The organism is Vibrio galatheae (assembly GCF_000967545.1).
In the GTDB taxonomy this organism is placed as follows: Bacteria; Pseudomonadota; Gammaproteobacteria; order Enterobacterales; family Vibrionaceae; genus Vibrio; species Vibrio galatheae.
On record NZ_JXXV01000018.1, the window covers coordinates 241841 to 267313 of the forward strand.

The following is a 25473-nucleotide window of genomic DNA, read 5'->3' on the forward strand; positions in this document are numbered from 1 at the left end:
TTTGATCAGCTCCCCAACGCTATCTGGGCTAAGTTGTAGTGCCCAGATAGCTGAACTTTCCAGCTCGTCATACATAAAATAAAACCCTGTATGCCAGAAACGAAAAAAGCCGCTGTAAAAACAGCGGCTTTCTTGAATGTGGCGGAGAGATAGGGATTTGAACCCTAGATACGCTATTAACGTATGCCGGTTTTCAAGACCGGTGCTTTCAACCACTCAGCCATCTCTCCGTTGCGGGCGTATATTAGGTATTGCCTAGTTACTTGTAAAGCATTAAATCACTCACTATGTTTTAAGTGTTGATAAACTAGACAGCTACTCAGGTTTTTTTTGTGACTTTAAGCATATCACTGACTCTGTTTGTGGGGTAAGTACTCTAAAAACACCCAATTTAATAAAATAGTGTTTTATTGGTAAGAAATTGAAAATAAAAAGAAAAACACCTTTCAAGCAACAGGTGTACGCCCGAAAATGATTGCACAATAGTGTGAACTGTTTCAAAATTATGTAAATAACTGAGCAACGTCGTCAATTTCTGAGGTTTTTATGAAAGTCGCAGACTTATTTAAACATCGTGGTGAAACACTCTCAAAGCAGCAATCAGAGTTTATGCAGTGGATGACTCCAACTGTGCGTGAATACTGGGGAGAGATTGTTAACAAAGCTCATAACCGCCACCTGTTTACTCGTCTACGTGATTTTCATGCTCCAGCGGTCAACGATGAAGTAGAAGCGCCTACACAGAAACCAATTGAATTAAAGCCAGAAGCAGAAAAGCTTTATCTCGAGTTACAATCTAAGCTAGGTGAAGTCATTCACATTGGTGATTGGTTTGATGTTTCTCAAGAGCGTATTAATCAATTTGCTCAAGTTACTGAAGATATGCAATGGATCCATACTGATCCAGAGCGTGCCGCAGAAGAATCTCCGTTCAAGACAACCATCGCACATGGCTTTCTCACATTAGCGCTGTTACCGAAATTAACCGATAGCGTGGATCCTGCAAACAACCTGTTTCCGACGGCGAAAATGGTCGTCAACATTGGCCTTAATCAGGTCCGTTTTCCTTATCCAGTCAAAGCAGACAACCGCGTGCGTGCAGTGAGCACATTGTCAAAAGTAACACCTATTCGCAAAGGCTTGGAAATCGAACGTGAAATTAAGGTTGAAATTGAAGGAGTGCGCCGCCCAGGTGCGATAGTCACCTCAGTCATTCAACTGCACTTTTAATACTTTGTGCAGCATATAAGAAAAAGGATACCCTTTCGGTATCCTTTTTTGTTGTGACGCAATCTCTACTATCTCATCGTATAGCAGCATTCAAGCTGGTAATCATCACCATTTTTAGCGGTGTACTCTTTTTCTTCTGTACACGCTCTTGGTTTGCCTTTTTCATCACCTTTTACCAAGCTAATCCAATGACGCATCGCAGCCATTTCTGACATTCCTTGCGAGAAAGTTGTACACGTCTCTAATTGGATGTCATCGATATCAATCAATTCAATACAACCCGTGCCTTTGTGATTGCCAAATGTTACTTCTACATGGCTACCGGTACCATCTCTGAACAGTATTGAACTTGGATCTTCCTTGTCGCCAACGTAAGCAACAAAGTGTTTAGGGTGTCTAAGACCACTATGGCGTCCATCTTTGAAGTAAGCCATTACGTGATGGTAGTCGATAACGTATGCCGTCACATCTTTATGGGAACTGCACTCTAATGGGAACAAACGGTCAAGCAACTGTTTTGCTTTAACTTGCTTTTCGCTCGCTTGGTTCGCGTTGATGGTTTCCACCGCGAAGACTGCTTCTGCGATAAATGGTTTATTTTGTTTTTGGATTTCTGTTTTATCGAATGTCAGCATGTTCATAGCGTTTCCCTCGCGGATAATTCACAATTTTTATGGTCTAGAGCAAATATTCCAAACTAGCGTTTAACTGTTTTGCAATTTTGTGACTTTGCTTACTTTGTATACTAGTTAATTTTTGACTACAATTTCACAACAAAAATTTTACAGTGTGAATTTTACAAAATGCCAGTGTCAAAAAGCCTAATTCGCCAGTCTCATTTCTTAGGTACTAAGATTAGAAACCTGAGAAAACGCAACCACTTAACGATGGAAGATCTGTCTGCGCGCTGTATTCGGGTCAATCCAGAGTACGCCCCTTCGGTCTCGTACTTGTCGATGATTGAACGCGGAAAGCGCGTTCCTAGCATTGATATGCTGGAAGTCATTGCACAAGTGTTTCAAAAAGATCCCGCATGGTTTTTGGATGACGAGCCAGAGCAAGCGGATATTACGCCAAACAAAGGCAACCGTGGCGGTATTAATGGTATGGCGCTTGAACCAAGCTTTTTGTTTTCCAATGACATACTGCAAATAGCTATCCCCGAGATGCTCTCGCAGACTGGTATCACTGGCCGTCAGTTTGCACACTTACTTATCCGAGCGCACCAAGAAAGCAACCAAAACCATTTTCCTGATCTTGAACGTGCAGCAGAGGACGTGGGACTGAAACGACTTAACCTTGCTGCAGAAGATCTGATGGACATAGCGCGCAGCCTAGGATTAACCATTCGCTGGATATCTCGCCCGCCAAAAGATGTCGTTGATGAGCTAGGTGTCAGCGCCAAACAGATCGTCACTTCGTTTTTTGAGCCACCAGGCACCATCTACTTGAACGAAGTACTAAAACAGTACCCCACGCGCCTAAAATACGATTTAGCGGTCTACATTGGTCACTGTGTACTACATAGTAAAGAGGGGTTAAAAAGTGTCCTTTCTGTTGGCCATGCTAATAGTTGGGAAGACAACGGCCACACATCACCAACCTCCGAGCTAAACTCTCAAGATATTTTGCAGGCATGGCGAGATTTCGAGTCGAGTTTTTTTGCTGGCGCATTATTGTGTCCCAAAGTCCCATTCAGACAACTGCTTGACCGCAGCGGCTATGAAATCGACGTCCACCTAAAAGCCGGGGTATCGCCATCGGTCGCCATGCGCCGAATGACGGTAGTGTCGCCCTATCCTCATTGGCATTACTTTGATGCATATGGACAAAATAAGCTCAAAGCGGTCTATCGTGGCAATGGCATCCCTCTCCCTTGGGGAAATATGCGCAAGGTCAACGACCCGTGCCAGCACTGGGCGGTATTTAGAAGGCTCTCAGAGCCACAGCAAGGCAGCTCGGCGCAAATCTCAATTCTCAATGTTGGTGATGAACCAAGGATCTATTGCTGTGAGTCGGTCAATATGACCGATCCGGCTGGCAACAACAGAGTTCTGTGTGCTGGGATAGATTTAAATCCAGCGATTGATGCTCAGGGTGGTAACTCGCTTGAATTAGCACAAGAGCTTAAATCTTTGTGCGTAAGTAACGGAGGAAGCGCCGCTATCCCGCGTTATATGCAGAAAGAATTCACCACGATCGCGAAAATTCTCAACATTAATTGGATAGAGAGAGGCATTGAATCGGATGCGCGAGTAATCTGTTCGCGTGGCGCGGTTTGCCCACGAAAACCAAGTTGCTATAGCGGTTGCCAAGACGCTTAAGCCAACGCTGATTGCCCGCGTGACAAGAGCCTAAAAGAAAAAAAGCCAATCACAATAAAGGTGATTGGCTATATATAAGTGTGAACAAATAAGGTTCACTAACAACGTCAGTTGGCTAGGTGACCCTCGGCTTAAGAAGGGTCACTAGTAATAAAGCATTATACGTGCCAACTTTTAAATAGCCATTATCAGCCCAATTTCTGGCTAGTTATTCATCTATTTCACAAAAACTATGCGCATAAGGCTTTTTCAATTCGCATGACAGTGCAAATTGCAAATGGTTAAATTCGCAAATTGCAATTATATACTTTCGCCCATTTCAATTTGGTAACCAAGATCAATGCTTGGCTCCCATGTCACTTTGCCTTTTAACCTTTCGATAAGCTGCGTTGCGGCTACTCGCCCTATCTCTTCTCGCGGCGTAATCACAGTCGCTAGTTTAGGAATCATTGCTTGGCTAATATCATGGCCATGAAAACCCGCAATCGCCATTTGTTCTGGGACTGATATTCCACGTCGTTGGCACTCATACAGCGCACCAATTGCCAAGTCATCGTTAGTACACACAATGCCGTCAACTTCTGGATATTTATCTCTAAGTTCACCTAGCAATTTGGCACCAAGGGTAAATGACGAGGCGTCTTCCGTTTGTAAACTGATTGGTTCAAGCCCGGCGTGCTCCATCGCGTGACGGTAGCCTTGCAGTTTTAACCTTGTCCGCTCATCCATTCGCGCGGCAAAATAGGCAATGCTGCGACGACCTTTGGCTAAAATCGCTTCGGTCATCGCTTGGGATGCTTTAGCATTGTCAAAACCGACCGCTTGCTCGATTCTAGGTGAGAAACAATCCATGATTTCAACCACAGGTATCGACGCTGTTTCCAGCATTTTGCGCGCTTTAGCAGTATGGAAATTTTCTGACAAAATGATGGCATCGACATTGTAAGAGAGCAGAGAGGCGATACTTTGCTCTTCAAGTTCAGAGCTATAACTATAGTGGGCAATCATAGTCTGATAACCTGCTGGTGTGGTCACAGACTCAATACCGCGCATTACCTCGGCAAAGACTTGGTTTGTTAACGAGGGAACAAGCACGCCTATTGCGTTAGATTTGGCGTTGGATAGGATATCGGGGGCACGATTGGGGATATAACCAAGATCTTCTACCGCTTGGTTGATCTTATCTTTGATGGCTTCTGATACTTGAGACGGATCCCGCAGGCATCTGCTGACCGTCATTTTTGTCACACCGACTCTGTCAGCGATATCTTGAAGTGTTGGTCTTTTTTTCTTGCTAACCATGACGTTTTACTACGCACTAAATTAAATTTGTTACTGGTAACATAGTAGCGACTATTGCAATCATTTTTCTTGTTGAACCTAACAAAAAAGCGCTTACATCAAGGTAAGCGCTTTGTTTTTAGACAATTATCTGCTGCTTCGTCTTACAACTCCAAGATAAGTGGTATCTAAGGCTCTCATCCTCATCCACTCTGGCGTAACTATGAGCACCGAAGTAGTCCCTCTGAGCTTGGAGCAAGTTGGCTGGCAATATGTCACTGCGTAGCCCATCAAAATAGCTCAGAGCAGAACTCATAGCGGGCATCGCGACCCCATACAATGCAGAGTTAGCGATACTTGCCCGCCAACCGGGTGAACGTGCAAGCAATTGTTCAACAAAACCAGGTGCTAGCAGCAAATTATCCAGTGCAGGGTTCGTTAGATACGCATCAGCAATATCTTGCAAGAATATCGCACGTATAATACAGCCAGCTCGCCAAATCTTGGCAATGTTTGCAAAGTCTAATCCCCAATCCTCTTTTTTCGAGGTGGCGTTCAGCAAATCAAAACCCTGCGCATAGACAGTCAATTTGGAGCAGTAGAGTGCGTCATGCAGCTCACTTAAAACCTGCTTTTTATCCAGTGCCCCTTGCGAACTCAATTGAGCCGAGAACGTTTTTGAAGCCACAGTGCGCAATGATTTCTGACTGCTCTGCGCACGGGCAAAAACGGCCTGTGCTATCGTCGGTGCGGGAACACCTTGCTGCAGCGCATTGACAGCTGTCCATAACCCCGTCCCCTTCTGGCCCGCTTTGTCTAATACCACTTCGACAAATGGGCGCCCGGTGACTGGGTCTGCCGTTTGTAGAATTTCAGCACTGATTTCCATCAGGTAGCTATTGAGAACCCCTTGATTCCAGTGACTGAATATCTGGCCTATTTCATTCGCCGACATGTTCAAAGCACACGACATAAAATAATAAGCTTCGCAGATGAGCTGCATATCCGCATATTCAATGCCATTGTGAACCATTTTTACGTAATGCCCGGCCCCAGCTGGCCCCAGGTAAGCGGCGCAAGCTTCACCAGATTCAAACGGCCCTACTGGAAGGCCATTCACATCAACCTTTGCCGCGATGGCCTGCCACATAGGTTTGACATAGTTCCATGCTTCTTTATCACCACTTGCCATGAGCGATGGTCCAAAGCGAGCCCCAACTTCTCCGCCAGAAACGGCGGTGCTGAAAAAGCGTAGCTTACCCGCAAAACGATGTTCACGCGCCTCGCTGTCAGTCCATAAGCTATTGCCAGTATCGATCACGATATCATCACGGCTTAAACCTGCACTAATAAGATCTTCAATGACACTATCGACTATCGGACCTGCTGGAACAGAAAGGGCGATGACTCGCGGTGGCACTAAGCTTTCAATCAAATGCGTTAAGTCACGCGCTAATACAAATTGTCCTTTATCCATTTGTTCCGACAATGGCTGCGCTTCGTCAGCCGCACGTGTGCAGTTTTGCTGGCTAATATCATAGCCTGTGACATTAAAGCCGTGGTCAAGCAAATTTAGCGCTAAGCTTTTGCCCATAACCCCTAAGCCAATCATAGCGATCTGCGAATCCATCATTGTTCACCTTCCTCAATCGCCTTTAGTGCCTGTGCAACCACGCTCGCAACTGGCTGCCTTATGTCTATATGTAATGCCTCGGTGGTTGTCGGCTCACAGAGTGCCTCAAACTGACTTCTTAACATACTCTGACCATTGAAATAATGGTTGTCTCGTTTTTGATGTCTTGACCAAATGGTGTCAAAGTCACCCTTTAGAAAAACAATCACCAGTTGTGAATTATCCTTCCTCAAGATGTCTCGATACTCCGGTTTCAGCGCTGAGCACGCGATAACGGCTGAGTCATTTTCAACGTAAACGCGATTTAATGTATGCAGCCAACCGAGACGATCCTCATCTGATAGCGGTATCCCTTGACGCATTTTCTCGACATTTTCCGCTGGATGGTAATCATCACCATCGTAAAAAGGTAAGCCTAAGGACTTGGCAATTTCGCTACCTATCAGGCTCTTACCGCAACCTGATACGCCCATCACTAGAATTTTTTTTGCTTTCATTGGACAATACTTTCCTTAGCCTTCACGCTCTCGTAAGGCGGTGTTCCAATCCGAATGTGAATAATTCATACCTGTGGAGTTACTTCCACCACATCGCTAAGTCAGGGAAAACAATCACCAGACTCAAAACAAACACCTGCAACGCGATAAATGGCAATAGTGAAGTGAATATTTCACCTAGGCTGATGTCTTTCGGCGCGACCGATTTTAAGTAAAAAGCCGCTGGGCCAAAGGGTGGCGACAAGAAAGAGACTTGCATATTCAAGCAGAACACAACACCAAACCAGATTGGGTCAAAACCGAGACCGGTAATGATAGGGACAAAAATCGGCATGGTTAACAAGGCGACACCAACCCAGTCAAGGAACATGCCTAGAACCAGCAGGATCACCATCATAATGAGCAGCGTCCCCATAGCACTGCCACCACTTAGGCCAAGAATCACTTCTTCCACGAAGTTGATCCCGCCCATCAGGTTGTAGATGCCTACTAACGCACTCGCCCCAATACCAATCCACATGATCATGCCGCAAGTACGCATAGTGGCGATGGCACTTTCCTTAAGCATTTTGACATTCATTTCACCACGAATAATCGCTGATATCATAATGCCGACCACGCCCAGTGCAGATGCTTCGGTCACCGACGCAATCCCGGTATATATGCTGCCTAGAACAACGGCAACTGACAACAGAGGGAAAAATAGCGCTTTAAAATAGCTTACTTCAGGCTCATCTTGCTCGTCACTGTCGCTTGGCAGTGGCGCAAGCGCAGGATTAAGCTTGCAGCGAATCAATACATAAGCGATGTAGCAGCCAGCGAGTATAAACGCGGGTACGAACGAGGCTTTAAACAAGTCACCAATGGATACGCTCGCCGTCATACCATAGATAATAAGTACGATGCTCGGAGGCAACATTGTACCCAGAGCGCCACCAGCACAAGTGGTACCTATCGCTAGTTTGCGGTCGTAACCTAACCGGAGCATTTGCGGTAGCGCTAAAATGCCGAGCAACACGGTTTCTCCGCCGATCACACCAGACATAGATGCCAGTAGCACCGCAACCAACAAAGTTTGCACCGCAACGCCGCCACGAACTTTACGCCCAACCGACTTCATCGCGTCGAATAAGTCTTTGGCAATCCCGGAGCGATCGAGTAACGCTGCCATTAGGACAAACATTGGCACCGCTAAAAACACATAACCAGAAGCAAAACTGTAGGTACGACTCGCGATAAGAGGCAGTGCGTCTGGCCCAAACCAACAGAGTGTAAAGAAGATTGCAACAAAGCCCGTGACAAAGGCTAATTGCATCCCCGTCAGGAGCAAGCCAATCATCATGACCAGCATCAAGACACTGCCCCATGCGATACCTATTGAAGACATATCAAACATCTTTATTCTTCCTTAGCCCCATAATCTCTTGGATGAGGTGCAATACAAACTGGACAACAAGAATAGAGAGAACAACAAAGATCAGACCTTTGAGCAATGCAGGATAAGGGGCATTGAGAACTGAGCCTGAGGTCTCCAGTCTAAGCTCTCCCCAAGGGGTGAACCACGCTTCCTTAGCGAGAGAATAAGAGGCATACGCCAGCATGCCAGCGAAAGCCAGCCCGACGATATGATGGACAAGGTTTAGATATTTACGCGTTTGGCAAGAGACCGCATCGTAGATCAAAACCACGCGGACATGTTTATTGGCAGCAAACGCATAGATGCCCCCCACGATAAACAAAGAGCCACCAATAAACGAAGCGGTTTCATGGACCCAAGTCGTCGGAGCATCGAAGGCATAACGCATAACCACTTCATAAAAAGAGATAAACACTGTCGCGATGAACAACCAACTGAGGAGATTGCTGACCTTAATAATGGCTTTATCAACAAAATTTCTCGGCTGCTCGTCTGGCTCAGGAGGTGTATGCGGTGTTTGGTCTGTCATAAAATATGTTCCCAAAAAATTAGGAGGGCGCTAACCCTCCTGTGAGAAGCTAAATCGGTGTGATGGGATTAAAGCAAGCCATTGCTTTCGAGGAAAGTCGTTACCGAGTCATACACTTTTTGTGCATTTGGTGAACGTTCTGCAAACACCTTCCACTGTGTTTTGGCAATTTCACGGAACTTCTTACGCTCTTCGTCAGACCAGTTATGAATAGTGATCTTAGGATTCGCTTGAGCCTCTTTGACAGCCGCTTGGTCTGCCATCTTCAGTTGAGTTGTCATGTCGTAAGAGAAATCACGTACTGAAGTCTTAAGAATGGCTTGCAGATCTTCTGGCATCTTGTCCCACTTTTTCTGAGAAATAGAGATATCAATCAGAGGCAGTGAGTGGAAACCAGGTTGAACAGGATGGGTAGCAATATCATTCATTCCTGCTTTTTGGTTAGTCGAGAAAACTGTATAGTCAGCAGCGTCAATTACCCCTTTGCTCAGACCGGTAAATACCTCTGAACCTGGCAGGTTAACTGGCGTTGCACCTGCTGCTGCAAACACTTGCTGCACTAAACCTTCTGGTGCACGTAGCTTCAAACCTTTTAGGTCATCAACGCCATCAATCGGTTTTTTAGAGATAAAAGATTCGACCCCAGTCGTTGATGCGCCCACAAACTGCACACCATAAGGCGCATACAGTTCTGTCATTAACTCGTTACCACCGCCGTAGTTCATGTATTGCAGTAGCTGAGTGGTATCTGACCAAGCGCCGACCATGTTACCAATCAAACCGAACGCAGGATCTTTGCCTGAGAAATAACCCGTAGCCGTCACTTGACCATCAAGGATACCCATTTTGATTGCGCCTAATGTTTCTGTGTGCTTAACCACCGCACCGACTGGTAGCAGATCAATATCGATACGACCATTAGACATTTTCTCGACGCGCTCTGCCCAGTTTTGCTGAACTTTGTAGTTAAGATCGCCAGAAGGATCTGAGGATTGAATCTTAAGAGTAAAATCTGCAGCGAACGCCGAGGTAGCAAATAGACCTGTAACCGTGGCAGCGAGCAGAGTTTTTGTCATGGTTTTCATTGTAGGGGTATCCTTGTTGAGTTTCTGTTTCCAAGCGAGCCTCAAAGGCTGGGTAAACTACCGATTATTATTTTAATGTTACCGGTAACGTTAAGAACAATGTTACCGGTAACAAGTAGCATTTTACCGCGACACTGATCACATTTGTTATTTATCGTCGTTTTAGAATAAATGATTTGTAACTGAATTGTGATCTGCTGCTCACTTAAGCAGATCACCATCTGAGACTAGCGCTTGCGGAATACCCAAATAGGGCCGATCAATAAGAACTGAACATCCTCGAGAAAGGACGGTTTTTTGCCTTCGATTTTGTGGCCGATAAATTGGAATAGCCACAACACGGCAAACAAAATTAATGAAACCAGCAACACAGGGAGTTGCATGAGTTCAATCGACCACACCAACGAGATACAGGCTAAAGTAAAACCTAGCATCATCAAAAACACACTAAGCGATAGCCTGAAGTAAAAGATCATCACGGGCACGACCGCAACCCAAACCCAATTTAGAGTTAGGCCAAAAACCTCTATCGATGGGATTGACCAGATTAAGCCAACCACAGAGAGAAAGATCCCTGGCACTGCGATTTTGTGGATCTTTTGGTTAATAGGATTCTGGTGGCTTTCTCCGTATTCAGCCAGCCATTGAGAGAGTTCCTTCATGCTCTTTTACCTGTAAAATCATCCTATTAACTCTATAGCATGGCTTGACTGAGCTTGCCGTTGAAATTCACTAATTTGTGATGGTTCTTTGCATCTGACGGCGCTTTTCCGCATACATACGTGAATCCGCCAGCTTAAGCATTTGTTCTACATCACTAAATTTTTCATCGTAGATCGCATACCCCACGCTGACCTGCAAATTGATCAAGTGCTGCTCGTAAATAACCGGTGTGTGGCAGATTGATTTCTGCAATTCAATGTTGATTACATCGATATCTGCGCTGCTCGCTATGCGCGGTAACAAGACCAAAAACTCGTCCCCACCAATTCTTGCCACCACATCAGACGCGCGCAAGACGGTTTTTAAGCGCTCTGCCGTTGCAATCAATACCTTGTCGCCGGCAGCATGACCATAAGTGTCATTAATCGATTTAAACTTATCTAGGTCGATATTTAAGATGGCAAACTTATCTTGTTGATTACGTTTTCTCACCGCATCAAAGTGTTCTTGCAACGTATACATGAAGTAACGTCTGTTCGGCAGCAATGTAAGATCATCTTGCAGTGAACGTTTACTTGCCTCGGAATAGAGTTGAAGCGTCATATAGAAAGCAACGAGTAACACTAAGATCATCGGATAGCCAAGCAGTCTAACCGCATGAACTTGATACCAAGGCTGACTAGCAAGGAGATCTTTGTTAGTGGACGCGGCAATAACCCAACTACCATATGGGAAATTGACAGATTCAATAGCGAACGCATCATCAAAAGTAGATTGTTGACCATAGAAAACTTCACCGTTAACACCAGAGCTATCGATACCTCGAATGGCTATGCTGTAGCGAAACTCTAGTGTCTGTACTCCGGCATCGATAAATAAAGATTCAAGGTCGATAACCACACTGCATACACCCCAATAGCGAGACTTATAAAGGGGATCAGAAAATATCGGCACACGTGCAATGAGAGCCAATCCGCCTTGAACCAGATTAAGCGGCCCTGCGATGACAACTTCTTGCAGCTCTTTGGCTTTCTGTACCGTGCGCCACTGACTTGGCACTGTCCGATAATCAAGACCAAGTACGGATTCGTTACCATCACGGGGATAGACATACTGAATGATGTCATCGGGTGCTAGCCCTAACCACTGTACATGGCGACTTTTGCGAATGACACTAGAGGCGATGAGATCCCAGCCTGAAAACTCATACTCAGCATGAGAGGCGACTAGCGAGGAAAGGCCGTTAACCACATAAATATCAGACACGATGGCTGCTTCCAATTCTGAGCGGACAATAGAAAGCTCTTCTTTGGCTTTGGCGAACAAGCTGTCTCGTAGAAAGGATTTCTGGCTACGATCAAGTGATTCGACCAACCCTATCGAGATAATAAAAACAAACAAACAGACAGCATTCAGATAGAAATGCTTGCCAGGACTCAAGGCCATTCGCCCCCCAAATTCCCACGTGCAAGAAAACCGAGCAAGACTCGATACAATAAAACCGAGCAACTGATAGTTATTATTTATATTAGTTACTTAAAAGTTACATTAGATTGTCTCATTTTTCATCGAAAATAGATAAAATTGTTAATGGTGAGGGTGGTTTTCTCCACTTTGCTCACGATATTTGAACCAATATACAACCAAGCGAGCGATTTGATAGATTTTCCCAATGGCAGAGTATTGTTATGTTATAGAAATATTTCAATGTCATACATAGGAAAATTTGACTTACAGATAACATCCAACTGACCAATGTCTGATAGCTTTTCTCCCCATCTTCATAGTGGTTTACGGGACTAAAAAATGCGCGCTCAGTTAATCGGATTGTGTCTATCAATTGTGGTGTCTCACACTGCGTATGCGGAATCCAACCAAGAGTTTAAAGACTCGGCGAACCTGATCAAACAGACTTACGAAAGTCAGCTTTACACCCTGCCAGCGTTTAAAGAAGGCCACTACGGTTTGCGCATGTTTCGTCAAACACTCGATCACAAATATTCAGCGGCAGTGTGGACAGATATGGCCCGAGTAGCGAGTCGGCTGAACAAATTTGCCGCTGAAATCAATACACCGGAGCAAATCCTTAATTATTCTAACAAACGACTCTCTGGATACGTCGGAGAATCCGACGAGCGCAGCGTCAGACGATACGGCGTGACAAAGACTATGCCCGAGTATCTCTATCTTGGTGTTGATTTGCTTGGCTCAATGGCACGTGCTAATGAATATGGACTTAAGCACAAACAGGACGAAAAACTACGTGCCATCATCCGTCGTTACGACTTCGAAAAATACGCCACCGATCAAGAGATGATAAAAGCGTGGGCGGCGCAACTTGCCAATCAAGTCTATTGGTTACGACAGCTTGGCGAACAAGACGTTGTTGCGGCTTTTACTAGCGCATTTCAGCAAGCCTATCCGGACAGTGCTGACAAGACGCTGTCTAACCAGCAATACGGTAATAAGCTCTACGGCATGACACATATCATTTTTGGTGACTCGGAATATTACCAGCACCAGATCAGTGAAAAACAACATCAATGGATATATGACTATTTTCGCGACAACATCGATACCATTCTCAAACGAGCAAAAGAGGATGTCATCGCCGAAGTTGGGATTACTTTCCTGTTAGCTGGACTAGATGATGACCCTGTGGTAGAAAAAACCCGCCGCGCTATTCAACACTCTATCGATTTAGAACGAGGAATGATCCCTTCCGTGACAGGCGATTTTGATATCACCTACGGTGAGCATCGTAATGTACTGGCGATCATGTTACTCGACTGGCAACAAGTCAACGAAGCTCCGACGGTCAAAGGGCAGCCAAAAGTATTCTCTAGTCCACCGTATGGATTAATTCCTCAATAAACGTTTACAGCCCTGCACTCTCGCGGGGCTGTTCATTTTTGGCGACGATTAAATTGTGCCTAAGCGCCTCTTTGCCAACCACTTGGGCGCAAAAACGACAAACATGTTGGCGAGCACCATTAATACCAGTCCCGCGATTTGCAAAGCGTTGTAACTTTCTTGGTAAAACAACCACTGCCACAGCGCAGTAAAGAGTAGATTGGTAAAGATCAGAGGTGCTAATTGGGAACCCGAGTCAACGAGCCGATACGCCTTTGAACGGAAAACTTGGGTATTGATAATCAGCAGCGACACCGCCAACATCACCCCAACCAGTAGTTCAGGAGCCGCAGTCGAAGTATCAACCATCTGCTCATTGCCTACGGCATTCAACGCAACGTAGGGCAATATCACCAGTGCCGCAAACACAAATGTCCAATAATTGATTTCGAAGGCGTTCATGTTGGATTTGCTGATGCGGTATAGACTCAACTGAGATCCAGCATTAAACAGCCCAGATGCCAAACCAACAAGCAGTTCAACTCGCAGATGTATCCCTGATACATCGCCTGCTAAAAGCAAAACACCTAAAAAGGTTAACACTAAACCCAATACCGACACCCATTTGAGTGGGGTGGAAAATATTAGTCTTTCTAACACAGGTAAGAACAGCGGTCCGGTACCAAATAACACGACGCTTTCGACTAAACTGAGATGATTTAACGCATAAATAAAGCAAACTTGGCAGGCAGCAATGCATAAGGCTCGCACCCAAATGGCGTGGTTGAGCTTACCTCTCGGCAGTAGGTATACTTTTCTGGTTAACAGCACTATTAGACCCGCTGGCACGGCGAATCTTAGAAAACTCAGTAAACTGGGTTCAAGGTATTGGCCTAAGTATTTGGAAAACAACCCAGTTAGTGACAAACTAAGCGTTGAGGCCAACATGTATAGCACCGGGTAAAACGGATTTGGCATAGATTCCTCCCTCATGTATTGAGTGTAGAGAAAATGCCCAGCCATGAATAACGAGTAATTTTGACACTATTAGTAAGAAAAACTTACAGATGAAATCAACAGTCCCTGCTCCATTAAAATCACTCTATGCTTTTGTTGCTGTCGCGGAGGCTGGCAGTATGACAGAAGCCGCAGAGACACTGCATGTCAGCCACTCTGCAGTGAGTCAATCGATCAAGTCATTGGAAACCCATTTAGGCCAAGCACTATTCAACCGTGTTGGCCGCCAAGTGACGCTCAATGCATCGGGTCGCCAGTATTATAAGAGTATCGCGCCAGCTCTAGAGCAAATTGGCCGCGCAACTCACCAACTCAAACAAGATAAACACTCTCACCGTTTGACATTAAATATGGTCAACTCACTGGCAATGCACTGGTGGATACCAAGAGTGAATCAGCTTAACCAATACGCCCCCAACTTAGATGTGCGTATATCGACCCTTGTCGGTACGTTTGTTATGGAAGATGAAGGCGTGGATATCGCGGTCATCCACGGCAATGTTGAAGAGTGGCAAGATTACTATTGTGAAAAGCTTGCGGATGATGAGTTGATCATGGTCGCTAGTCCTGAGCTCGTCAAAGGCATTGATTGTCCTAAAACCCTACTTGAAAAGTATCCTGCCATCATCGCCGCCAACGATCGACGAAAATATGACTGGGCGGTATGGTGCGAAGCCAACAGTACATCAATTCCGGATCCCGCCAACAACTTAAAATTTGATGCCTCGATTCAGGCTGTTCAAGCGGCGACTCGTCACCTCGGTGTCTTTGTTACCCACCGGATATTTGTCCGCGATGATGTGCAGCAAGGCTACTTAATCGAAGTAGGACAACCAGTTCTCAATCCTCATCAAAAATTTTACTTTGCATGCTTACCAAGCAAACTTAAAAACGAAAATGTATTGCAGTTAAGGAACTGGATCAGAAGAGAATTTACCCTTGAGTAACCCTTGTTAATAGATTCATTTGTTATAACGGTCTGAAACAAAGCAGATTTTTGAAAGCAGCAAGCTCTCGCTTTATAACACCTAAAATTTAATAAATTACAAAAATATCGTTTAAATACAGTTAGTTAAACAAAAACCCAATAAAACGTCTTACCATCAATGCCGATTAGTATGTAACTAGACAGTATAAGTTATTGAGGTTATTAATATCTTGTTAGTTGTAGATTCGTTCAGACATGAAATTTTATTCTAAACTTTGTTGAGGGCTTATAAATCTAACGCAAAGGAACTCTATGCCGCAACTTGCCTTACATAACATCGAAGAGATGGCAGACATTCGCGCATCACGAAGGCGCAAAGTCATTTTATTTTGTACAGGCGTGTGCGTCGCGATTACCCTAACCTTTAGTTTGGTTCGCTTTATCGAAAGCAATTACTTCCATGCCAGTATTAATTTGGTTGCTTCCATTTTACTTCTGGCGAATATTGCCTACCTCATCAAGCATTCTAAGCCGAAATACAGTGGGCTTCTGCTAAGCTTAGTACTCTTCTCACATGGTCTAATTTTGGTGTTCTACGGACAAAGTATCGCAGCGCGCTTGTTATGGCTGTATCCGATCACTGCCATCATCGTATTCGCCAACAATTTTAAACTCGGCGCTGCGATGAGCGGATGTTTTTTGCTCATCGTAGTTGGTGCGCTTCTCTTTTCAGAATCATCGCCATACACGGCCAGCAAGCCGCATGGCATTTTTTTGTTTAGTCTTTTGGCAATGTGTTTACTGTGCAACATCGCTTCATATCAATACTGCAAAGTGATGGGCTACCTTCAGTCACTGTACAAAGAGGGAATTGAAGATCTTGCCTTTTTGGACAAACTGACAGGGCTAGCGAATCGGTGGAGTTTTGAAAACTGGGCGCAAAGCAAACTGGAAGAGAAGAAAAACAGTGAAAATGTCACGGCGATGCTGTTTCTAGATATCGATAACTTTAAATTTATCAATGATACCTATGGCCATGATGTTGGTGACAGAGTACTGCAACACTTTGCAAGACGATTAAAAAATAATGTACGTAACAAAGATCGCCGTACCGACAAACACGATTACTCTATCGCCCGCTTTGCTGGAGACGAGTTCGTGTTACTGCTATACGATGTGAAATCGAAACACGATTTAGAAGGGATATTAAAGCGTATCTGTGGCCTTTTTTCCGACAGCTTACAAGCGTCAGAAAGAATCAATAAGCTCACGATTAGCGTTGGTGTTGCTCTCTACCCTCAAGATGCCACCACACTTGCTGAGCTGACCCGCTGCGCAGATAAAGCAATGTATGCCGCTAAACATGGTGGCAAAAACCAGTACCGCTTCTATCGCCAAGATAAAGACCAAAGCTCAGATGACGATAAGGTGACATTAGCCAGTGTGACTTCGCTAAAGCAGGGTTAGCCTGTCATGTACATCAGCCACAAGGACGCAGCCATTACGACGATCATCCAAGCTGCATAACGCACCGTATTGTGCTTCTTGCGTTTAGGAGTAACAACCGGTTTCAACGCAGCATCCCTCGCCGCTCTTGCCACCGCAGACACAGTTCGTTTTTCTACTTCCTCTTTGCGCCGCTCCCGCGCTTTTTGCGCGACTTTACCAAAGCGATGCAGTTGATCTGCGGTTAACTCCTGATCTGGATCGTATCGATGTTGGGAGTCAGTGTGTTTTGGAACAACAGCCATAAGCACCTCCTCTCTTTTGACCGCTTCATATTAATTATAGTCAAGTCTCAGTAACAGCAGTTTTGATTGTCTCGCTGAGTCTGTTTGGAATTTCCGAATCCGTTTTAGCCAATCAATGCCACTTCATTGTATGTCAGTTCCACATATTGTTAGGTAAACTGGATCCCAAATAGCAAAAAACCACTTAAAAACGTGGTTTTGGCGCAAAATTTAAAGGTTACTTACTAAGATATTCGCACAGGTAAGCTGTCGGTTGTTGAACTTGTAGGTCAAACGAAGAATCACCAGCGACATTGAAAGACTCCCCAGCTTGGTATGTTACCCACTCTTCTTCGCCCGCAATCTTCACCGTTAGCGCACCTTTGACCACTGTCATTTTTTCTGGGGCCGCCGTACCAAATGTGTACTCACCGACGGCCATCACACCAACGCTTGAGTCGCCATCTTGCTGTGTAAAACCAAGTGACTGAACCTGACCTTCAAAGTAACTGTTTGCCTTAATCATATTGATCTCCTTGGGCTAAATGTCTATCCATCAAAATGCTTGTTTTAACGGAAATATCTGAATCCGGCAACTAAATTCTTATTATCTCTTCTTTTTCAAATAAATAGCCTTAGCCAACGAATCCTAACGCGGCAAACATATCCATCGAGCAATTCTACTGCCCGCAATTTTTCTGCTCTTTGATACGCTAGACCATTTTATCTGCATTGTTGAGAGTTCTGGCGTCAGCAAGCTGAAGTAAAATGGGGGGAAGTTCAAAATTTTCTGAACACTGATTGCGCTCGGTAAGAAACTCCGACAAGCTAGTTCTCCGCCGTACGTTGAATCCCAGACGAAGATCTCACAGCATCATGATAAAAAGCCCTGTATTTAAGACCGTGTTCATCATCATCTTTGTCACACTTGCGGTCGCATTCAGCTCGTTGCTTTATTTCAGCTACCAAGACTATGTGCACCCAAAACACGTCTATGGTCGGTGGATTGAGGTCGGCGCTCCACCCTACAGAACAGAAGTCCTCACCCTCAATAGTAGAGGGGTCTATCGCAACGACCGATTAATTGCGACCCAATTCGAGTTTGATGGTAAACGGATAACCATTAACACAGGTGGTGGTAGGTCAATCTATCAAGTCGCAGGCACATTTGATTCTCCTCAGTTGAAAAGATTGGAGCCCAATAGCCCAACTCAACGTTTTATTAAAGAGGGCTTCGAAGATACGATTGATATGCAAGGAGGTGGCGCGGCGAAAAATCGGCGGGCCGCTCTCTCTGATCATTTTGGCAATCAGTGACGCCTCTATCACAACGCCCCCTTTCCTCCCGTCGGTTGACTAGTTTAGTACGACCTAAACACATATACTTTGCCCATCGCGTCCAAATTAGTATCTAAAATGAACGAGTTACTCACGAATATTTCCGACCAATTCGCCCAGCGATTCCCGACTTGGGACACCAATGTTCTGTTTATTACCCTGGCAAGCCTTTGCACTTGGGTGATCTGGCGTGTCGTACACAACCGACTAGAAACCTTAGTCAGTAAAACCCGCTTCTACTGGGATGATCTGGTCTTAGAAGCACTCAAAACACCCATCAGTGTGTTGATTTGGTGTTGGCCAGCGACCATTTCTGCTGGTTTATTGCTAGACGATTATATGGGTTCCAACCTTGATTGGTTGAACACTCTCAAATTGATACTTGTGATCGGCATATTCCTATGGATCACTTTACGCCTGATTAATAACGTTGAAGAGAACGTACTAACGCGCAGCGATAAAGACGAGACTACCGTACAAGCGGTTGCGAAAGTGGTACGTTTATTCTTCATTGTGATTGGCGCTTTAACCATAATGCAAGCATTTGGCCTAAGCTTATCTGGATTGCTTACCTTTGGTGGTGTTAGTGGCTTAATCGTTGGTCTCGCAGCAAAAGATCTGCTGTCTAATTTCTTCGGCGGGCTGATGATTTATTTTGATCGTCCTTTTAAAGTCGGCGACTGGATACGTTCACCAGACAGAAAAATCGAAGGGACGGTTGAACGGATAGGTTGGCGCATGACCATCATTCGCACCTTCGACAAACGCCCACTTTACGTTCCGAACTCGGTATTTAGCAATATTGTGGTAGAGAACCCTTCACGCATGCTCAATCGTCGTATCTATGAAAACATAGGTATTCGTTACAAAGATGGCGCGAAAGTCGAAACCATTGTCGCCGAGATCAAAAGCATGCTAGAGAATCACCCCGATATCGATACCCAGCAAACTCTGATCGTTAATTTCAATGGCTTTGCCCCCTCTTCACTAAGCTTAATGGTTTACACCTTCACACAGACAGTAAACTGGATTCGCTTTCACGAGGTCAAACAGGATGTGCTACTGAAAATCTACCAAATTATTCAACAGCATGGTGCAGATATAGCCTTCCCAACCCAGACGATTCATCTCCCACCTCAACATGCGGGAGAAGAAGTCAACTCAAACCCTGTGTCTTAACCAATCATTGCAGTCGCCCATTCACCGCACCGGGCTACTGCAATGCCACCTCACGTTCTACGTTGTCTTCCATATGTGAAGCGACATGATAGAGCCAGATCATGCTCAAACATGCCACAAAACAGAGAGCAAAAAGCCAAGTGGCACCCAGCCACTCAATCATGGCGCCACCAACAAGTGGGCCTATTGCGAACCCTAACGTGTAGAGCGCTGTTGCGCCAAAGTAAGAACCTCGCAGATGGGCCGGAGCAAGGCGGTCTATCTGCACGTTAATGGTCGGGAAGGTTATCACTTCACCAACACTGATAACGAAACAAGCCAACGCCCAGCCTAAGGCTGAATTATTCGGTGAGACAATAAATCCAACTTGCCCTGCTGTCAGTAACACCATGCCGATTCGAGTCCGAGAAAAGAGTGGTAATTTCTCCAACAATTTGAGCAGTGGGAATTGCAATACAACAATAGTCGCGGTGTTAACAACCATCAGCATGGCAATCAGCTTTGCTGCATCTTCAATTCCACTACGAACAATGACCTGAGGTACGGAGGACTCTAACTGCGCATAGACGAACATCAACAACAAGTTAGCGAACAAAAGCACAACAAATATTCTATCTTGGCTGATGACCTTCAACGTTTGTCTAAAATTGGGCAGAGCCGACGCCTGTTTGTGTTGATCATGCTTAAATTTCTTTCGCTCGATGCCAAACATAATCCAAAACGCATAGAAAAAATGGGTAAAACCCGTCACTAAAAAAAGGCTCTGTGGAGCAGAAAGTGCGAGGGTTACTCCAATCAACGGGCCCGCAGCGCCGCCAATATTGAGTAAGAAATAGCGGGTGTTTAAAGCCAGTTCTCGGTCTTTCAAATCTTTCAGCGAGTCACCCAGTACTGCCTTTGCTGGCCCATCAATAAGGGGATGCATTAAACCCGTCAATAGAATCAGCAGATAGAAGTGCCACATCTGCGTCGCGAGGGCGATACCACAATAAGCAAAGAATGCAATAAAGCACCCTGCGACCATCAACCATTTACGTCCAAATTTGTCAGAAAGGTAACCTGAATAAAGCCCAGTGGACGAGCCAATAAACGCTGAGGCTGCGAGCATTGCGCCGACTTCAACCGCAGACGCCCCATAATCTTGATATAGAAAGACAACTAAAAATGGCCAAGCCATAAAGTAGCTGGTTCGAGCGATCAATACACCGATCAGGACAGTCCAAACAGGAAGGTTAAATCGCTTAACCCTCTGCCATTGAAATAAGCTTTGTTCTTTATCCATAACCCCCGCCCACCAACTGATTGCATATTTATTGTTTTTCCAGTATACAAATAATCAATAAAAACAAAAGACTTAATCATGCGGAGACAAGAAAGCCTGCAAACAGCAGGCTAAAAGTAAAAATAATTTTTAAAACAAGTAGATAACAGGACTAGTTTTGATAGCTAAATTTGACTCTTTCGAGATTATATGTCTGTTTTTTCCACCAAAAACTTGTTTTCATCTCCGTTTTCAGTTGTAACGTCTCACCAATCATAGGTGTAACCAATTTGGCATCAACAAGGGTTGCTTCCGCAATAAGATCCGTCATTGGTTCATCCCATTTATGCGAGAACAACTCGAATGTCGACCAGTGAACCGGGAAGAGATAATTGGCTTTCAAGTCATGAAATGCTTGTACTGTGTGCCTTGCCTGCATGTGCCCCCAGTTCTCGACAGGAAATCCCTTACCCTCTTTAACATTGGCCGCAACTTCAATAAACGCCATGTCAAATGGGCCGAGCTTGTCGCCAATTTGTTTGAAATGTGTATCGTAGGCTGAATCACCACTATAAAACAGGGCATTGTTTCGGCCTTTTATCGCCCATGAACACCAAAGTGTGGAATTAGAGTCAATCCCTATTCGTCCCGAGTTATGGTTAGCAGGTGTGCAAGTGAGTTTAATGCTGTTCACCTCAGCGGACTCCCACCAATCTAGCTCCGTTATCTTACTGGGTGACACACCCCATCTTTCCAGCAGTCGCCCCACGGCAAGCGGAACGAAAAAACGCACTTCTTTGTTGGCATAATAACGAATCGTCGCTTGTTCTAGGTGATCATAATGATCGTGGGAAATAACTATAGCATCAGGTAACGGCAAATTCTCGCGGCTTATAGGAGCATTAACATTTCGGTCGAACAGGGTTTTAGCAATCCAAGGCGATGCATATTCAAACACAGGATCAATCAAAATTCGGCTGCCATCGATATTGATAAATAGACTAGAGTGGCCAAGCCAAGTGACGCGCGTTTCTTCGCTTCGCTGTGCAAGACGTTCCAAGTCAACTTGATGATGAGGTAACTTTACTGCGGGTTTAAGGGAGCGACGCTGGAATAAGAATTTCCACATCACTTCAGCCATACTCTCAGGCGAAGCAACTTTTGGCATCCGTGCGATCACTTTACTGCCAGAAAATTGCTTTGAGGTCGCGATTCGTTGCGCTCTAACCTGTTCGCTCTTTTGTCTTTCTCCCACATTGGTTAGCTTGGAAAAAGAACCAACGCCGAACATATCTAGCACTGAAATGACTGAGGCTTTAATCACATTACTCATATTCATGACCTGTTAGCTATCCCAAAAAGTAAACGATGGTGTATACTTTACGCACGACCAATTTAAAAGTAGACACCATCGTTTACTTTAGGTGTATTGGATACTTTTCATGATAAAAAGAAGCGATATAAAACAAGAAGATATCATTAAGTCTGCCATCGAAGTTTTTTCTAAAAAAGGCTTTGAGCAAGCAAGTATGGAAGGTATTTCGAAACATGCTGGTGTATCTAAGCGCACGCTTTACAAATACTATCCAAACAAAGAAGCTCTATTTGAAGTTATTGTAGATAAGCTTATGTGTCGCTTTGATGACCAATGTGAGGTGGAATTTGAACCTTCTGTTTCAATCGCGCGGCAGCTAACCGAACTGACACATAAACAGATGTGCTACCTCGGCAATGAAGACTATCAAATGACCGCACGCTTAGTGATGGCTGAGTGCATTCGTTGCCACGAAACGTCTAAGGTGCTGGTGTCTAAGTTTGAATCGCTCGGCGATTCTTATGGTTTACAGAAGTGGGCAAAACAAGGCATTCAAGCTGGTCGACTCGATATATCGGATGTCTCCGTTGCGATAGAACAGTATATGGGTAGCATCAAAGCCGTTGTATTTTGGCCTCAGTTGATTGCTCACCTCCCGCCACCAAGCACAGACGAGGTAGAACACGCGATCAACAAAGCAGTAGAAAGTTTTGTTGCAACCTACAAAGTGAGATAGCAACCTAATTGAATTACAGCAATAACGCCCCGACTTCGGGGCGTTATTCGTTTAGCTGTTGTCATAAATGACGACGTGATCGAGCAAAGCCAAGACCATTCCGTGCTGTGATTGACGTAGTTTCTTACTTACCCTTTGAGTGATACTCATCCCCTGAAATAAACGAATGTGATTCAGTTCAGAATTTGGGGCGTAGAGGCAAGGAAGGATGTCATGCTTTACGCCTTGCGATAGCGTATATGAGTAAAAATATAACAACCTCAAGGATGTAACGTGAAAAGTCTGTTCAAGCTTAATCTGATAACGCTTGCTACCTTATGTAGCTTACCCGCCTTAGCGGAACCAATGCTTACTCTCGCCACCACGACCACCAGCAGAGACACACCGCTTTCAACATCAGAACCGGTCATTTTGTCTTTATCTAAAGAGACATATCAATTAACGGTGTCAGGTATTGAAGGAAACTGCGCAAGTGTGGAAGAGCAGAAAGTTAGATTCCGTCGACCACTGTCGCTCAATTGTGGCACAGAGACTGTCTTGCCTCTCCAGATTCGTTTTGGTGGCGATTACTCGTTCGCTTTCGATCAAGCGAGCAACACACTGACGATTGCGCGAGAAGCGAAGAAAAGTAACAAAACTTTCAGCCGCCCAATTCCAGACGTGCAATGTCAAACGAATACTGGTCAAGAAGTCACCCTCAACCTCGGCAGCACCTTCCCTGACGGTACAGTGTTAAAAGATGCGTTAAGTGGCCAAACAGTTACCGTGACCAATCAGACCGTAATCATATCAGCGTCCAAACAAAGCGGGGGATTGGTACTTCTTGAACCTATAGAACAAACAAAGACCAAACCTAAGTTTACCTACAAAAATGCCAATATCTATTTCATCATGGTTGATCGTTTTAACAACGGCAACGCTGCCAATGATCTCAGTTATGGTCGTCAGAAAGATGGCAAGCAGGAGATCGGCACTTTCCACGGCGGCGATCTTAAGGGTGTGATTGAAAAGCTTGACTACATCAAGAGCCTAGGCACAGACGCGATCTGGTTGTCGCCAATTGTCGAGCAAGTACATGGTTTTGTGGGCGGCGGTGAAAGTGGCAGCTTCCCATTCTATTCCTACCACGGATATTGGACGCGCGATTTTACCAAACTCGACCAAAATTTTGGCAATGAAGACGATCTTAAAACGCTTGTCACTGAAGCCCATAAACGTGACATTAAGATCCTTCTCGATGCCGTCATTAACCATGCTGGGTACGCAACACTCGCCGATATGCAATTCAACAATCTAGACGTTGTCGATACGTCTAAAATGCCAGATAAGTGGGCGACATGGGCACCTGAAAAAGGGGAAAACTGGCATAGCTATAACCAAGCTGTTGATTATCAAAGTAAACAGTGGCAACACTGGTGGGGACCGGATTGGGTTCGCGCTACCTTCCCTGGCTACCAAGGCCCTGGTAGTAGTGATACGACGATGAATCTGGCCGGATTACCTGATTTTATTACCGAATCAACTCATGCTGTGACACCGCCTCAATGGCTGCTGGACAATCCGGGAACCCGCGTTGTTGCTAGACCTAACTTTACGGTAGCGGACTATCTAGTCGAATGGCAATCCGATTGGGTAAAACGTTTCGGCATCGATGGGTTTAGGGTCGACACGGTGAAACATGTCGAGGGTGAAGTGTGGCTTAAGCTCAAACAAGCCGCGAGCGAGAATTTGCAGCATTGGCGTGAAAATAACGACAAAACGGGACAGCCATTTTGGATGATGGGCGAGGTGTGGGGCCACTCAGCCTATCGTTCGCCGTATGCCGACCAAGGATTTGATGCCCTGATCAACTTTGATATGCAAAAGAAACTCGACAAAGGGGCGGCTTGCTTTAGCCAAATGCAAGAGGTTTACCAAAACTACTCAGACTCGATTCAATCGACACCAGATTTTACGCCGGTAAGCTACATGTCATCTCACGATACTGAGCTGTTCTTCAACCGCTTCAAATCATTTGAAATGCAGCGCAATGCAGCCAACGCCCTTTTGCTGAGCCCAGGGGCAATACAAATCTATTATGGCGACGAAATTGGCCGAGAGCTCGGCCCTTACGCTGATGACTTCCATCAAGGAACCCGTTCAGACATGGTTTGGAAGTTAGATGAGGAGCGCAAAGCCCTGCTGTCACACTGGCAAGCTTTAGGTCAGTTCCGCCAAAGTCACCCTGCTGTTGGCGCAGGTCAACACCAAACGCTTAAAAACGAAAATGCCTATGTATTTTCAAGATCGCTTGGTGAAGACAAGGTGATTGTCGCCTATTTAGGAAAATAACTCACCACAGTAGAGCGGCGCTTGATAGTTAGAGCGTCGCTTTTTACGGTTTGTTGACCTAAAACACTTGAGTCATCAAAAAAGTCAGGTAACGTATCGGCCATACACCTCGCTAATAGAACGATT

Annotated in this window: 23 protein-coding genes and 1 tRNA gene; 9 read left to right on the forward strand and 15 right to left on the reverse strand. The window is 45.1% G+C overall.

Annotated features, from left to right (window positions below; genetic code table 11):
- Window positions 1–139: 139 nt before the first annotated feature.
- Window positions 140–230, reverse strand: a tRNA-Ser gene (locus TW81_RS11860).
- A 316-nt stretch (window positions 231–546) separates the two neighbouring features.
- On the opposite strand from TW81_RS11860, the gene TW81_RS11865 reads away from it, so the two are divergent.
- Window positions 547–1230, forward strand: a complete 684-nt coding sequence (locus TW81_RS11865; RefSeq protein ID WP_045955919.1) for a MaoC family dehydratase — start codon at window positions 547–549, stop codon at window positions 1228–1230.
- 68 nt (window positions 1231–1298) lie between these two features.
- On the opposite strand, the gene TW81_RS11870 is transcribed toward TW81_RS11865, so the two are convergent.
- Window positions 1299–1871 carry an aldolase/citrate lyase/malate synthase family protein gene (locus TW81_RS11870; RefSeq protein WP_045955920.1) on the reverse strand — a complete coding sequence of 191 codons (573 nt, stop codon included), beginning with the start codon at window positions 1869–1871 and terminating at the stop codon, window positions 1299–1301.
- A gap of 162 nt (window positions 1872–2033) precedes the next feature.
- On the opposite strand from TW81_RS11870, the gene TW81_RS11875 reads away from it, so the two are divergent.
- On the forward strand, window positions 2034–3554 hold the full coding sequence (locus tag TW81_RS11875; protein WP_045955921.1) for a DUF3612 domain-containing protein: 1521 nt from the start codon (window positions 2034–2036) through the stop codon (window positions 3552–3554).
- A gap of 300 nt (window positions 3555–3854) precedes the next feature.
- On the opposite strand, the gene gntR is transcribed toward TW81_RS11875, so the two are convergent.
- The 8 genes from gntR to TW81_RS11915 form a co-directional block, all read right to left on the reverse strand.
- Entirely contained in the window at window positions 3855–4856 is a 1002-nt protein-coding gene (gene gntR / locus TW81_RS11880) for a gluconate operon transcriptional repressor GntR (RefSeq protein ID WP_084715876.1), read from the reverse strand.
- 118 nt (window positions 4857–4974) lie between these two features.
- Window positions 4975–6468, reverse strand: a complete 1494-nt coding sequence (gene gndA, locus TW81_RS11885; RefSeq protein ID WP_045955922.1) for an NADP-dependent phosphogluconate dehydrogenase — start codon at window positions 6466–6468, stop codon at window positions 4975–4977.
- On the reverse strand, window positions 6465–6965 hold the full coding sequence (locus TW81_RS11890; protein WP_045955923.1) for a gluconokinase: 501 nt from the start codon (window positions 6963–6965) through the stop codon (window positions 6465–6467). Before TW81_RS11890 ends, gndA begins: the two co-directional genes overlap by 4 nt.
- Before the next feature lie 79 nt (window positions 6966–7044).
- Window positions 7045–8361, reverse strand: coding sequence for a TRAP transporter large permease (locus TW81_RS11895; protein ID WP_045955924.1), 1317 nt, complete (start codon window positions 8359–8361; stop codon window positions 7045–7047).
- Window positions 8354–8911 (reverse strand): TRAP transporter small permease subunit, encoded by a 558-nt coding sequence (locus TW81_RS11900; protein ID WP_045955925.1) that lies wholly within the window; start codon window positions 8909–8911, stop codon window positions 8354–8356. Before TW81_RS11900 ends, TW81_RS11895 begins: the two co-directional genes overlap by 8 nt.
- Before the next feature lie 68 nt (window positions 8912–8979).
- The gene (locus tag TW81_RS11905) at window positions 8980–9996 is read right to left on the reverse strand and encodes a TRAP transporter substrate-binding protein (RefSeq protein WP_045955926.1); all 1017 of its coding nucleotides are present in this window, start codon (window positions 9994–9996) and stop codon (window positions 8980–8982) included.
- A 227-nt stretch (window positions 9997–10223) separates the two neighbouring features.
- Window positions 10224–10658 (reverse strand): Mpo1 family 2-hydroxy fatty acid dioxygenase, encoded by a 435-nt coding sequence (locus TW81_RS11910; protein WP_045955927.1) that lies wholly within the window; start codon window positions 10656–10658, stop codon window positions 10224–10226.
- Window positions 10659–10728: 70 nt separating this feature from the next.
- A complete protein-coding gene (locus TW81_RS11915; RefSeq protein ID WP_045955928.1) occupies window positions 10729–12105 on the reverse strand; it encodes a diguanylate cyclase in 1377 nt (458 codons plus the stop codon).
- Between the two features lie 360 nt (window positions 12106–12465).
- Between TW81_RS11915 and TW81_RS11920 the strand changes: the two genes are divergently transcribed.
- Complete coding sequence (locus TW81_RS11920) at window positions 12466–13533, forward strand: DUF3541 domain-containing protein (protein ID WP_045955929.1); 1068 nt, start codon at window positions 12466–12468, stop codon at window positions 13531–13533.
- A 48-nt stretch (window positions 13534–13581) separates the two neighbouring features.
- On the opposite strand, the gene TW81_RS11925 is transcribed toward TW81_RS11920, so the two are convergent.
- Window positions 13582–14490 (reverse strand): DMT family transporter, encoded by a 909-nt coding sequence (locus tag TW81_RS11925; protein ID WP_045955930.1) that lies wholly within the window; start codon window positions 14488–14490, stop codon window positions 13582–13584.
- Between the two features lie 89 nt (window positions 14491–14579).
- Between TW81_RS11925 and TW81_RS11930 the strand changes: the two genes are divergently transcribed.
- Window positions 14580–15476 (forward strand): LysR family transcriptional regulator, encoded by an 897-nt coding sequence (locus tag TW81_RS11930; protein ID WP_045955931.1) that lies wholly within the window; start codon window positions 14580–14582, stop codon window positions 15474–15476.
- 293 nt (window positions 15477–15769) lie between these two features.
- Window positions 15770–16924: a GGDEF domain-containing protein gene (locus TW81_RS11935; RefSeq protein WP_045955932.1), complete on the forward strand. Its 1155-nt coding sequence runs from the start codon at window positions 15770–15772 to the stop codon at window positions 16922–16924.
- Here TW81_RS11935 and TW81_RS11940 read toward each other — a convergent pair.
- A complete protein-coding gene (locus TW81_RS11940; RefSeq protein WP_045955933.1) occupies window positions 16921–17208 on the reverse strand; it encodes a hypothetical protein in 288 nt (95 codons plus the stop codon). The two genes, TW81_RS11935 and TW81_RS11940, sit on opposite strands and share 4 nt — an antisense overlap.
- Before the next feature lie 217 nt (window positions 17209–17425).
- Window positions 17426–17713: a pyrimidine/purine nucleoside phosphorylase gene (gene ppnP / locus TW81_RS11945; protein ID WP_045955934.1), complete on the reverse strand. Its 288-nt coding sequence runs from the start codon at window positions 17711–17713 to the stop codon at window positions 17426–17428.
- 350 nt (window positions 17714–18063) lie between these two features.
- On the opposite strand from ppnP, the gene TW81_RS11950 reads away from it, so the two are divergent.
- Both TW81_RS11950 and TW81_RS11955 read left to right on the forward strand, forming a co-directional pair.
- Complete coding sequence (locus TW81_RS11950; RefSeq protein WP_045955935.1) at window positions 18064–18504, forward strand: DUF2850 domain-containing protein; 441 nt, start codon at window positions 18064–18066, stop codon at window positions 18502–18504.
- Window positions 18505–18603: 99 nt separating this feature from the next.
- The gene (locus TW81_RS11955) at window positions 18604–19704 is read left to right on the forward strand and encodes a mechanosensitive ion channel family protein (RefSeq protein WP_045955936.1); all 1101 of its coding nucleotides are present in this window, start codon (window positions 18604–18606) and stop codon (window positions 19702–19704) included.
- 34 nt (window positions 19705–19738) lie between these two features.
- On the opposite strand, the gene TW81_RS11960 is transcribed toward TW81_RS11955, so the two are convergent.
- Both TW81_RS11960 and TW81_RS11965 read right to left on the reverse strand, forming a co-directional pair.
- Window positions 19739–20986, reverse strand: coding sequence for an MDR family MFS transporter (locus TW81_RS11960; RefSeq protein WP_045955937.1), 1248 nt, complete (start codon window positions 20984–20986; stop codon window positions 19739–19741).
- 151 nt (window positions 20987–21137) lie between these two features.
- Window positions 21138–22298 (reverse strand): MBL fold metallo-hydrolase, encoded by a 1161-nt coding sequence (locus tag TW81_RS11965; RefSeq protein WP_045956042.1) that lies wholly within the window; start codon window positions 22296–22298, stop codon window positions 21138–21140.
- 109 nt (window positions 22299–22407) lie between these two features.
- Here TW81_RS11965 and TW81_RS11970 point away from each other — a divergent pair, with 109 nt between their 5' ends.
- Both TW81_RS11970 and TW81_RS11975 read left to right on the forward strand, forming a co-directional pair.
- Complete coding sequence (locus tag TW81_RS11970; RefSeq protein ID WP_045955938.1) at window positions 22408–23016, forward strand: TetR/AcrR family transcriptional regulator; 609 nt, start codon at window positions 22408–22410, stop codon at window positions 23014–23016.
- 273 nt (window positions 23017–23289) lie between these two features.
- A complete protein-coding gene (locus TW81_RS11975) occupies window positions 23290–25347 on the forward strand; it encodes an alpha-amylase (protein ID WP_045955939.1) in 2058 nt (685 codons plus the stop codon).
- The last annotated feature ends 126 nt before the right edge of the window (window positions 25348–25473 follow it).

Coding starts and splice junctions, on each gene's coding strand:
- TW81_RS11865 (WP_045955919.1), top strand. CDS start 547: ATGAAAGTCGCAGACTTATTTAAACATCGTGGTGAAACACTCTCAAAG.
- TW81_RS11870 (WP_045955920.1), bottom strand. CDS start 1,871: ATGAACATGCTGACATTCGATAAAACAGAAATCCAAAAACAAAATAAA.
- TW81_RS11875 (WP_045955921.1), top strand. CDS start 2,034: ATGCCAGTGTCAAAAAGCCTAATTCGCCAGTCTCATTTCTTAGGTACT.
- gntR (WP_084715876.1), bottom strand. CDS start 4,856: ATGGTTAGCAAGAAAAAAAGACCAACACTTCAAGATATCGCTGACAGA.
- gndA (WP_045955922.1), bottom strand. CDS start 6,468: ATGATGGATTCGCAGATCGCTATGATTGGCTTAGGGGTTATGGGCAAA.
- TW81_RS11890 (WP_045955923.1), bottom strand. CDS start 6,965: ATGAAAGCAAAAAAAATTCTAGTGATGGGCGTATCAGGTTGCGGTAAG.
- TW81_RS11895 (WP_045955924.1), bottom strand. CDS start 8,361: ATGTTTGATATGTCTTCAATAGGTATCGCATGGGGCAGTGTCTTGATG.
- TW81_RS11900 (WP_045955925.1), bottom strand. CDS start 8,911: ATGACAGACCAAACACCGCATACACCTCCTGAGCCAGACGAGCAGCCG.
- TW81_RS11905 (WP_045955926.1), bottom strand. CDS start 9,996: ATGAAAACCATGACAAAAACTCTGCTCGCTGCCACGGTTACAGGTCTA.
- TW81_RS11910 (WP_045955927.1), bottom strand. CDS start 10,658: ATGAAGGAACTCTCTCAATGGCTGGCTGAATACGGAGAAAGCCACCAG.
- TW81_RS11915 (WP_045955928.1), bottom strand. CDS start 12,105: ATGGCCTTGAGTCCTGGCAAGCATTTCTATCTGAATGCTGTCTGTTTG.
- TW81_RS11920 (WP_045955929.1), top strand. CDS start 12,466: ATGCGCGCTCAGTTAATCGGATTGTGTCTATCAATTGTGGTGTCTCAC.
- TW81_RS11925 (WP_045955930.1), bottom strand. CDS start 14,490: ATGCCAAATCCGTTTTACCCGGTGCTATACATGTTGGCCTCAACGCTT.
- TW81_RS11930 (WP_045955931.1), top strand. CDS start 14,580: ATGAAATCAACAGTCCCTGCTCCATTAAAATCACTCTATGCTTTTGTT.
- TW81_RS11935 (WP_045955932.1), top strand. CDS start 15,770: ATGCCGCAACTTGCCTTACATAACATCGAAGAGATGGCAGACATTCGC.
- TW81_RS11940 (WP_045955933.1), bottom strand. CDS start 17,208: ATGGCTGTTGTTCCAAAACACACTGACTCCCAACATCGATACGATCCA.
- ppnP (WP_045955934.1), bottom strand. CDS start 17,713: ATGATTAAGGCAAACAGTTACTTTGAAGGTCAGGTTCAGTCACTTGGT.
- TW81_RS11950 (WP_045955935.1), top strand. CDS start 18,064: ATGATAAAAAGCCCTGTATTTAAGACCGTGTTCATCATCATCTTTGTC.
- TW81_RS11955 (WP_045955936.1), top strand. CDS start 18,604: ATGAACGAGTTACTCACGAATATTTCCGACCAATTCGCCCAGCGATTC.
- TW81_RS11960 (WP_045955937.1), bottom strand. CDS start 20,986: ATGGATAAAGAACAAAGCTTATTTCAATGGCAGAGGGTTAAGCGATTT.
- TW81_RS11965 (WP_045956042.1), bottom strand. CDS start 22,298: ATGAGTAATGTGATTAAAGCCTCAGTCATTTCAGTGCTAGATATGTTC.
- TW81_RS11970 (WP_045955938.1), top strand. CDS start 22,408: ATGATAAAAAGAAGCGATATAAAACAAGAAGATATCATTAAGTCTGCC.